Annotated in this window: 8 protein-coding genes and 1 tRNA gene; 6 read left to right on the forward strand and 3 right to left on the reverse strand. The window is 72.6% G+C overall.

What is annotated here, in order from left to right; all coding sequences use genetic code 11:
* The 4 genes from VR44_RS03465 to VR44_RS03480 form a co-directional block, all read left to right on the forward strand.
* The coding region (locus VR44_RS03465; protein ID WP_045945858.1) for an alpha/beta hydrolase at nucleotides 1-801 on the forward strand (801 nt) is incomplete at its 5' end.
* A 105-nt stretch (nucleotides 802-906) separates the two neighbouring features.
* Nucleotides 907-983, forward strand: a tRNA-Thr gene (locus VR44_RS03470).
* 138 nt (nucleotides 984-1,121) lie between these two features.
* On the forward strand, nucleotides 1,122-1,637 hold the full coding sequence (locus VR44_RS03475; RefSeq protein ID WP_045945859.1) for a SigE family RNA polymerase sigma factor: 516 nt from the start codon (nucleotides 1,122-1,124) through the stop codon (nucleotides 1,635-1,637).
* A gap of 62 nt (nucleotides 1,638-1,699) precedes the next feature.
* Nucleotides 1,700-2,950, forward strand: coding sequence for a hypothetical protein (locus tag VR44_RS03480; RefSeq protein WP_045945860.1), 1,251 nt, complete (start codon nucleotides 1,700-1,702; stop codon nucleotides 2,948-2,950).
* Nucleotides 2,951-3,076: 126 nt separating this feature from the next.
* Here the strand turns inward: VR44_RS03480 and VR44_RS03485 are convergent, their stop codons facing one another.
* Together VR44_RS03485 and VR44_RS44770 are read right to left on the reverse strand one after the other, a co-directional pair.
* On the reverse strand, nucleotides 3,077-3,469 hold the full coding sequence (locus tag VR44_RS03485; protein ID WP_157880211.1) for an MFS transporter: 393 nt from the start codon (nucleotides 3,467-3,469) through the stop codon (nucleotides 3,077-3,079).
* Nucleotides 3,470-3,586: 117 nt separating this feature from the next.
* Complete coding sequence (locus VR44_RS44770) at nucleotides 3,587-3,748, reverse strand: hypothetical protein (RefSeq protein WP_157880212.1); 162 nt, start codon at nucleotides 3,746-3,748, stop codon at nucleotides 3,587-3,589.
* Nucleotides 3,749-3,931: 183 nt separating this feature from the next.
* Between VR44_RS44770 and VR44_RS03490 the strand changes: the two genes are divergently transcribed.
* Together VR44_RS03490 and VR44_RS03495 are read left to right on the forward strand one after the other, a co-directional pair.
* Nucleotides 3,932-5,140, forward strand: a complete 1,209-nt coding sequence (locus VR44_RS03490; RefSeq protein WP_045945862.1) for a serine hydrolase domain-containing protein — start codon at nucleotides 3,932-3,934, stop codon at nucleotides 5,138-5,140.
* A 71-nt stretch (nucleotides 5,141-5,211) separates the two neighbouring features.
* The gene (locus VR44_RS03495) at nucleotides 5,212-5,676 is read left to right on the forward strand and encodes a GNAT family N-acetyltransferase (RefSeq protein WP_045945864.1); all 465 of its coding nucleotides are present in this window, start codon (nucleotides 5,212-5,214) and stop codon (nucleotides 5,674-5,676) included.
* 13 nt (nucleotides 5,677-5,689) lie between these two features.
* Here the strand turns inward: VR44_RS03495 and VR44_RS03500 are convergent.
* Nucleotides 5,690-6,917 (reverse strand): bifunctional 3'-5' exonuclease/DNA polymerase (locus VR44_RS03500; protein ID WP_045945863.1); only part of this gene is annotated, 1,228 nt, incomplete at its 5' end.

Here is a 6,917-nt window from a genome sequence, read left to right on the forward strand (position 1 = left end):
GTCCTGGACGGGGCGATGGACCCCTCGCGCCCGGCGCTCGACCTCAACCGCGACCAGACGGCCGGCTTCGACACCGCCTTCCGCTCCTTCGCGAAGGACTGCGCGAAGCAGTCCGACTGCCCGCTGGGGCAGGGCACGCCCGAGGCGCAGGGCCAGCGCCTGAAGGAGTTCTTCCGCAAGCTGGACGCCCAGCCCGTCCCCTCCGGCGACCCGGCCCGCCCGCTGGGCGAGGCCCTCGCGACGACGGGGGTGATCGCGGCGCTGTACGACGAGAGCGCCTGGCCGCAGCTGCGCCAGGCCCTTACGGACGCGATGAACGGCGACGGCGCCGCTCTGCTGGCCCTCGCCGACAGCTACTACGAGCGCGGGGCGGACGGGAAGTACGCGAACCTCATGTTCGCGAACGCCGCCGTGAACTGCCTCGACCAGCCCCCGGCCTTCGGCGGCCCGGAAGCGGTGGACGCCGCCCTGCCCTCCTTCGAGAAGGCCTCGCCCGTCTTCGGCGCGGGCCTGGCCTGGGCCTCCCTGAACTGCACGTACTGGCCGGTGAAGGCCACGGGCACGGCGAAGCCCCTGAAGGCCCACGGAGCCGCCCCGATCGTGGTGGTCGGCACGACGCGCGACCCGGCGACCCCGTACAAGTGGGCCCAGGCCCTGGCGGGGCAGCTCGACTCGGGCACCCTCCTCACCTACGACGGCGACGGCCACACGGCGTACGGCCGGGGCAGCGACTGCATCGACGCCGCGATCAACCGCTACCTCCTGGAGGGCCAGGCCCCACCGGCCGGCAAGCGCTGCTGACCCCCCGGCCCGCCCCTGGTTCGGGGCACCGGGTTTAACCCTGTAGACTTGGCGACGCTGCTGATGAGAGGCTCCCTACGGGGACTTTTCTCGTCTCCCGGCGGTGCCGCCTTAGCTCAGTTGGCCAGAGCAACGCACTCGTAATGCGTAGGTCTCGGGTTCGAATCCCGAAGGCGGCTCCATTGGAACCCCAGGTCGTGTCCCACACGGCCTGGGGTTTTTTGTGTCCCGTGCGTGCGGAGGGCGGGTCGCGAACTCGGGTGAAACATTCCCGGGCCGCCATCGCGTCGAAGGGGTGAGACGGACGCGAGGGGGAGTAGATGCGGCAGGGGCGCAGGGACGGGTTCCGGGAGTTCGCGGCGGGCCGGTCCGGTCCCTTGTACCGGTCGGCGTGCCTGCTCGCGAGCGGTGACGTGCACCTCGCGGAGGACCTGGTGCAGGAGACCCTGGGGCGGATGTACCTGCTCTGGGGGCGGATCTCCCGCATCGACAATCCGGCCGCGTACGCGCAGACGGTCCTCGTCCGGTCCTTCCTGACGCACCAGCGGCGCCGCTCGGCGGGGGAGCGCCCGGTCGGGGAGTTCCCCGAGTCGCGGGCCCCGGAGGCCGGCGCCGCCGACCCGGAGCTGCGGGTGACCCTGCTGCAGGCGCTGGGGCAGCTGGCGCCGAAGGACCGGGCGGTGCTGGTGCTGCGGTACTGGGAGGACCGCAGCATCGAGGAGACCGCCGAGGCGATGAACGTCAGTTCGGCGGCGGTCCGTACCCGGAGCACGCGGGCGCTGACGCGGCTGCGCGGGCAACTGGGGGACTCGCTGTCCGAGCTCGTCGCCCGCTGAGTGCCTCCTCTCGATGTTTTTCCTCGCTCCTCCTCGCTACTGAGTGGAAGGTCTGGGTCCGTATGTCCTTTGAAGATGAGCTCGGTGAAGCCCTGCGGCAGGCGGGGGACGGTTTCACGCCTGACCGGCAGGCCCTCGTCGCCGGCGGTGAGCGGCGCGGACGGAGGCTGGTGGTCCGCCGCCGGGCCGCCGTGATCGGCGGATCGGCGCTGGGGCTGGCCCTGATCGGTACCGCCGGCGCCTTCGCGGGCGGCCTGCTGGGCGGCTCGGGCGGCGCGGGGACCCCGAACGTCGCGGCCCCGCCGGCCCTGTCGAGCACCCCGCCCCCGAAGGGGCCGCACGGGACCGGCACCGGTGCCGTCTCCGATGCCCAGATGGTCGCCTGGCTCAAGCAGCTGCTGCCCGACGGGCAGCTCACCGAGACCCGGGGGCGCGGGACGGGCGGCGGGTTCGGGGGGCTCCCGGTGGCCTCCGGCGTGTACGACGACGGGAAGGGCGGGGCGGCCGTCGGGGTCAGCCTCAACCGCGTGGATCCGAAGGGTGCGAGCACCGCCGAGCTGGTCGCCTGCCCCGACAAGAACCTCTTCGACTACGACGGCTGCACGTCCGAGACGTTGCAGGACGGCTCGAAGATCATGGTCTTCCAGGGCTACGAGTACCCCGACCGCCGCGTCCCCACGAAGTCGTGGCGGGCCACGCTGGTGACTCCGCAGGGCTACCTGGTGGACGTACAGGAGTGGAACGCGGCCGCGGAGAAGGGCGCTCCCGTCTCGCGGACCGATCCCCCGCTGGACCCGGCCCGGCTCAAGACCCTCGCGCTGTCGCCGCTGTGGCACCCGGCACTGGAGGACCTGCCGGCGGCCCATCCGGAGTCGCCGCGCTCGTCCGCGCGCCCGGGGGTACAGGCCGCGCCGGTCCTGGACGGCCTGCTGGCCGGGTACGGCATCCCGGTCGTCGCCAAGGGGGGCCAGGGAGACAGCGCCTACGCCGTCCTCGACGACGGCAGGGGCGAGTCGATGGTCTCCGTGGAGGTCCAGTCGTCCTGGCAGCCGGGCAGCCCCCTGGACAGCCTGTTCGCGGCCGCCACGGTGCTGCCGGACGGCACGAAGGTGGTGACCCGCCAGACGCCCGGGGAGAAGGGCGGCAAGAACGTGGTCTGGTGGAACGTGGACACGCTGCGGAAGGACGGCACCCGTGTGATCGTCTCGGCCTTCAACGCCAAGAACCAGGAGAGCGACGCCACCCGGAAGGACCCGGCGCTGACGATGGCGCAGCTGAAGGAGATGGCGACGAGCGACAAGTGGACCAAGTAGCGTCCGCGTCCCGTACGGCGACCGCGGCGGCGTGGCCGTCCCCCACGGCCACGTCACCGGCGCCGGTGCGCAGGACCGGGACGCCGGTCTCGTTCGCGAGGGAGGCGGGTCCTGGCGGCCACCGGGTCACTCCCCTTCCACGGGCATGTCCCGCATGGTGCGCAGCGGTGAGAACAGGACGAACAGCGAGGCGCTCCACGTGCCGAGGACGCAGATCCACAGGGTGGTGCGCAGCCCCAGTTGGCTGCCGAGGGCTCCGCCGAGCAGCGCCCCGAGCGGGATGACGCCGAGGCAGACCCACATGAAGGCCGCATTGACCCGGCCGAGCAGTGGGGCGGGGGTGATGTGCTGGAGGTAGGAGTTTGCGGTGATGTTGTAGAGGCCCACGTTCGCGGAGAACGCGGCGAGACCCAGCCCGTAGAGCGCGCTCGCCGGGCACCTGAGCCTTTGGTACCTGTACGTCGTCGTCGGCGTCGGCGGTGTCTTCACCGTGCTGTTCAACGTGGCGTACAAGAGCATGCTGCCCCGGCTCGCCGGGCCGGACCGGCTCGTGGACGCCAACGCGAAGATCGTGATGAGCCAGGACTTCGCGGAGCTCGTCGGCCCCACCCATGCGCACGACGTCGCACACGATCATCAGCTTCCGCTGGTCGATCCGGTCGGCGAGGATCCCGGCGGGCAGGGAGAAGAGCAGGTACGGGTCTGGCCGCCCCACAGGAGGGCGAAGTTGCGGCTGCGCCAGAGCGGCACGCTCACCGGGCGGTCCGCGACGACGGGTGCGGCCTTCTGCTCGATCATGCGGGACGCGCCTGGACGCCCAGGTGCTCGAACCGGCTTGAATGGGTCAGCGACACGTGGCCCCCTCGGGAGAGATCTGGCGTTCATGATCCGCCGTCCGGGGGCTCCGTTCGTCGCGGGGGTGCGGGCGGGGCTACGTTGGGTGGGGTCGGGGCCTGGGCGTCGGGTGGTGGGAGGCCGGGCATGACGGCGCGGTGGCGTGGTGTGGCGGTCGGGGCTGCCGCCGTCGGGCTCGTGGTGGTTCCGGTGGGGGTCGGGGCCGGTCGCGCGTGGGACACGGCTGCTCGGCCGGCCGTGTCGGCCACTCCGGTGGGCGATGACTTCCCGCGGCTGACGCCCGCGGTCGCGGCGCGGCTGGACGCGGCCGTGCAGAAGGTGCTCAAGGAGGCCGGGGTGCCCGGGGTGATGGTCTCGCTCTCGGCGCCGGGCAAGGGGGAGTACGTACGGGCCTTCGGGGTCGCCGACGAGGCGACGGGCGCGCCGATGAAGACCGACATGAGCGTGCGGATCGGGAGCGTCACCAAGACCTTCACCGTGACCGCGCTGCTGAGGCTGGTCGATCAGGGGAAGGTGGGGCTCGACGATCCCGTCGGGAAGTACGTGGCCGGGGTGCCCAACGGCGAGCGGATCACGTTGCGCCAGCTCGCGGAGATGCGGAGCGGGCTGTTCAACTACTCCGAGGACGAGGGGTTCTTCAAGGCCTTGACGAGTGATCCGCGGCGGCCGTTCACCCCGCGGGAGCTGCTCTCGTACGCGTTCAAGCACCCGGTGCTGTTCGAGCCCGGGGCGAAGTTCTCCTACTGCAACACCAATCTGGTGCTGTTGGGGCTGGTGGTGGAGAAGGTGACGGGGGAGCCGCTCCGGAAGGTCGTCACGGATCAGGTGATCAAGCCCGCCGGGCTGCGGCACACGCTGTTCCCGACCGGGGCGGAGTTCCCGAGTCCGCATGCGCGGGGGTACACCGATCAGACGGCCACCGGGAAGGTCGAGGACGCCGCCGGCTGGGACCCCTCCTGGGGCTGGGCCGCCGGGGCGATGGTCTCCGATCTGGGCGACCTGCGGAGCTGGGCCGGGACCCTGGCCACCGGGACCCTGCTGACCCCCGCCACCCAGGCGCAGCGGCTGAAGATGGTCCAGGCCCTGCCGGACGCGGGTTACGGGCTGGGCATCTTCGACGTCGCCGGGTGGATCGGGCACAACGGCTCGCTGCCCGGGTACGAGGCGCTGGTCGTCCACCTGCCGCGGCCGCGGGCCACGCTGGTGGTGCTGCTCAACACCGACATCTCGTACAAGGGGGCCGAGCCCAGTACGGCCTTCGGCGAGGCGATCACGAGGATCGTGACCCCGCGGCACGTCTTCGAGCTGCCGGCCCAGCCCGTCACCGGCCACTGAGACGCCGGTGGTGCCGGCCTCCCGTCGCGCGCACAATGGACGGCCACGTGCGAATGATCAAGGAGAGTCGGATGGCTGAGCAGGGTGGGGTTTCGGTCCGGGTCGCCGGGGAGGCGGATCTCGATGTGGCCGCCGAGCTGTTCCGGGGGTACCTGGAGTTCTACGAGGTGAGGGTCGAAGACCCGGCGCGGCCGCGGGAGTTCCTCGCCGAGCGGATCGCCAAGGACGAGTCGCTGGTGCTGCTCGGCGAGGTGGCGGGCCTTGGCACGGTCGGGTTCGCGCAGGTCTACCGGACGTTCTCCTCGCTGTCGTTGCGGCCGATCTGGGTGCTCGGGGACCTGTACGTCGCCCCGTCGGGCCGTCGCACCGGCGCCGGGCGGACGCTGCTGCGGGAGGTGCTGGAGCGGGCGCGGGAGGCCGGGGTGGCGGGCGTGCAGCTGGAGACCGGGTTCGCCAACGAGGTCGCGCAGGGGCTCTACGAGTCGGAGGGCTTCGTGCGGGAGGGGTACTACATCTACTTCCGTGAGCTCGGGTGAGGACCGAGGGCTCCTATTTGGCGTCCGCGTAGCACCGCACGACCGCGGTGGTGAAGGGGAAACGGACCGGAGTGTCGCCGAAGGCGATGCGGCCCGCGCGGTCGCCCGCCGTACGGATCGCCTCGGCGACGGCCTCGGCCTCCTCGGCCGGGCAGTGCACGATCACCTCGTCGTGCTGGAAGAACACCAGCTCCGCGCGCATGCCGGCGGTGGCCTGGCGCAGGGCCGCGAGCATCAGCAGGGCCCAGTCGGCGGCGCTGCCCTGCACGACGAAGTTGCGGGTGAAGCGGCCCCGGGCGCGGGTGTCCGTCGAGGCGTAGGACGGGGGCCGGCCGGGGGCCTCGTCCTCGCGGTCCTGGGGGATGCCCGCCTCGCCGTCCTCGGCGGCACCGGCCGGGGGCGGGCAGGTGCGGCCCAGCCAGGTGCGTACCAGGCGGCCCTCCTCGCCGGCGCGGGCCGCGTCGTCCACGTACGCCACGGCGCGGGGGAAGCGGCGGCGGAGGGCGGCGAGGTTCTTGAGGCCGTCGCCGGAGGTCTGGCCGTATACGGCGCCCAGCACGGCGATCTTGGCCTGCTCGCGGTCGCCGGAGAAGGACTGGCGGGAGACGGCCGTGTAGAGGTCCTCCGGCCGGCCGGCCACCTCCATGAAGGCGGGGTCACGGGAGATCGCCGCGAGGACCCGCGGCTCCATCTGGTCGGCGTCGGCGACGACGAGCCGCCAGCCCGGGTCGGCGACGACGGCCCGGCGGATCACCTTGGGGATCTGCAGGGCCCCGCCGCCGTGGGTGACCCAGCGGCCGGTCAGGGTGCCGGCGGGGACGAACTCGGGGCGGAAACGGCCCTCGTGGACCCAGTCGGCGAGCCAGGACCAGCCGTGCGCGGTGTAGATCCGGTACAGCTTCTTGTAGAGGAGGAGCGGCGCGACCGCCGGGTGGTCGACCTCCTGGAGCTCCCAGCGGCGGGTCGAGCGGAGTCTGATCCCGGCCTCGGCGAACGCCTTGACCACGTCGGCCGGCAGGTCCGGGCGGACCCGGCGGCCGAAGGCGGCGGAGATCTCGTCGGCCAGCTGGGCCAGGCGGCGGGGTTCGCCGCCGCCGGCGTAGCGCTCGCCGAGCAGCTCGGTGAGCAGGGCCCGGTGCACGTCGGCCCGCCAGGGCAGCCCGGCGTGGTGCATCTCGGCGGCGATGAGGAACGCCGCCGACTCGGCGGCGGTGAGGAGGCGGAGCCGGTCGGGGTGGGCG

This window comes from Streptomyces katrae, from assembly GCF_000966975.1.
GTDB lineage: Bacteria > Actinomycetota > Actinomycetes > Streptomycetales > Streptomycetaceae > Streptomyces > Streptomyces katrae.

Excerpts from the sequence above, each read along its gene's own strand:
- VR44_RS03475 (WP_045945859.1), top strand. The coding sequence starts at position 1,122 with ATGCGGCAGGGGCGCAGGGACGGGTTCCGGGAGTTCGCGGCGGGCCGG.
- VR44_RS03480 (WP_045945860.1), top strand. The coding sequence starts at position 1,700 with ATGTCCTTTGAAGATGAGCTCGGTGAAGCCCTGCGGCAGGCGGGGGAC.
- VR44_RS03485 (WP_157880211.1), bottom strand. The coding sequence starts at position 3,469 with ATGCTCTTGTACGCCACGTTGAACAGCACGGTGAAGACACCGCCGACG.
- VR44_RS44770 (WP_157880212.1), bottom strand. The coding sequence starts at position 3,748 with ATGATCGAGCAGAAGGCCGCACCCGTCGTCGCGGACCGCCCGGTGAGC.
- VR44_RS03490 (WP_045945862.1), top strand. The coding sequence starts at position 3,932 with ATGACGGCGCGGTGGCGTGGTGTGGCGGTCGGGGCTGCCGCCGTCGGG.
- VR44_RS03495 (WP_045945864.1), top strand. The coding sequence starts at position 5,212 with ATGGCTGAGCAGGGTGGGGTTTCGGTCCGGGTCGCCGGGGAGGCGGAT.